This window comes from Lentzea sp. (assembly GCF_036380075.1).
In the GTDB taxonomy this organism is placed as follows: domain Bacteria; phylum Actinomycetota; class Actinomycetes; order Mycobacteriales; family Pseudonocardiaceae; genus Lentzea.
Genome location: NZ_DASVFL010000175.1, coordinates 1 through 2067 on the forward strand (window position 1 = coordinate 1; position 2067 = coordinate 2067).

1 protein-coding gene and 1 pseudogene are annotated in these 2067 nt (G+C 69.7%); one reads left to right on the forward strand and one right to left on the reverse strand.

The window, feature by feature from the left end; translation table 11 throughout:
- Positions 1-1040, reverse strand: a pseudogene (locus VF330_RS19875) (hypothetical protein); the annotation flags it as partial.
- A gap of 145 nt (positions 1041-1185) precedes the next feature.
- Between VF330_RS19875 and rarD the strand changes: the two are divergent.
- Positions 1186-2067, forward strand: an 882-nt coding sequence (rarD, locus tag VF330_RS19880; RefSeq protein ID WP_330853130.1) for an EamA family transporter RarD, incomplete at its 3' end; no start/stop codon positions are given.

The following is a 2067-nucleotide window of genomic DNA, read 5'->3' on the forward strand; positions in this document are numbered from 1 at the left end:
GCGTCCAGGTCGATCGGCTCGATCAGGCCGGTCTGCTCGGCGGGCGTCTCGGGCTCGGTGAAGCCCTCCAGGTCGCCGGAGATCTCGTCGCGCAGGCCGGGGTACTCACCGGTGACGTCGTTGTCGGGCCAGCTGCTCTCCTCGACGGCGATGAACGTCGTCTGCTCGGAGCGCGTGCCCGCGGGCTCGTCCTCCTGCTCGCCGGCCTCGTCGGGGAACGTCTCCTGCTCGTCCTGCGCCCAGACCTCGCGCGGCTGGTAGATGAAGTCGTCGGCCTGCTCGTGGACCTCCGGCGGCGCGGTCGGCAGCGCGTCGCGCCTGCCCACCTCGGCGACGGGCTCGACGGTCGGCACGTACGACGTCTGCTCGGCGGGGAGCTCGGGGTGCTCGTCCTCGAAGTCGGCGGCACCGAGGCCGGACCGCGGCAGGACCGTCGTCATCTCCGCCGGCGTCTCGGCGGGCACCTCGTCCTCGTCCTCGGGCGCCAGGCGCTCGAACAGCGAACGCGGGCGGTCGTCCTCGGCGTCGGCCAGCGCCTTCTGCTCGGCGAGCTGCTCCTCGAAGCGGCGCTGCGCCTCCTCCGGCTCCAGGTACTGGCGGACCGGCGCGGCGACGGGCTCCTCGTGGTGCCGCTCCTCGTGGTGCTGCTCCTCCTCCGCGGGCTCCTCCGGCTCCTCCACGACGGGAGCGGGCGGTGGCGGCAGCGGCACCGGAACGGGCGCCTTCACCGGCTCGCCGAAGTAGGCGGGCGGCTCCGCGTACGGCGCGGGCGCCGGAGGCAGGGCGGGAACAGGCGCGGGCGGCGTCAGCACCTCGTCGGTCAGCGACCGCGGCGGGACCTCGTCCCACTCGTCGACCACGAGGTCGTCGACGTGGCTCTGCGAGGCGACCGGCGGGGCCGCCTTGCGCGCGTCTCGAAGTTGATCTTCGAGGTCGGCCACCTGCTTGCGCGCGGGGCGCACCGTCACCACCCAGGTGAGGACCACCCCCGCGACGAAGGCCAGCAGGCTCCACAGCCAGACCTGCCCGAAGATGTTCACGGGTAAGCCCCTTCTACGACCACACTCCGACCCCACTCACTCGGAAGGGTGAGCACGGCCAAACTACAGTGCCTTTGATGATGCTCCGTCACTACGCCGTTCAGCGCAAACAACCCGGCGAAAGCCCAGCGTAGAGTGGGATTTTGTGCCCCCTCTGACAACCTCTTCGCCAGAAGTTCACACCCAGGGGCGAGGGGTCACCTACGGCGCGCTCGCCTACGTCCTCTGGGGACTGTTCCCGGCGTACTGGCCGCTCCTCGTACCTGCCCAGCCCATCGAGGTGCTCGCACACCGGATCGTCTGGTCGTTCGTCACGCTCGCCATCGCCGTCGCGGTGCTCCGGCGCTGGCGCCCCCTCCTGGAACTGTCCGGCAAGGGCTGGCTCATCGTGACCGCAGCCGCCGTGCTGATCACGGTGAACTGGGGCACGTACATCTACGCGGTCAACAGCAACCACGTCGTCGAATCAGCGCTCGGGTACTTCATCACGCCGTTGGTCAGCGTGGCACTAGGCATGATCTTCCTCAAGGAACGATTGCGTCTCGCTCAGCTGGTCGCGCTCGGTGTGGTGGTCGTCGCTGTGATCGTGCTCACCGTCGACTACGGCAGGCTTCCGACGATCTCGCTCATCCTCGCCTGCTCGTTCGGCGTCTACGGCCTGCTGAAGAAGAAAGTCCCGTTGGACGCCGTGTCCAGCCTCACCGCCGAGAGCGCGGTGATCGCCCCGATCGCGCTCGTGTACCTGCTCACCCTCGGCAGCGCGAACACGTTCACGGGTGAGGGCACCGGCCACACGCTGCTGCTCCTCAGCACCGGCATCGTGACCGTCATCCCGCTGCTGCTGTTCGGTGCGGGCGCGCGGCTGATCCCGCTGACCACCATGGGAATGCTCCAGTACCTCGCGCCGATCCTGCAGTTCGCGTGGGGCGTGTTCGTGGTGCACGAACCGATGCCCGCCAGCCGGTGGACCGGGTTCGCCCTGGTGTGGCTGGCCCTGGCGATCTTCATCGCCGACGCGCTGCGGGAC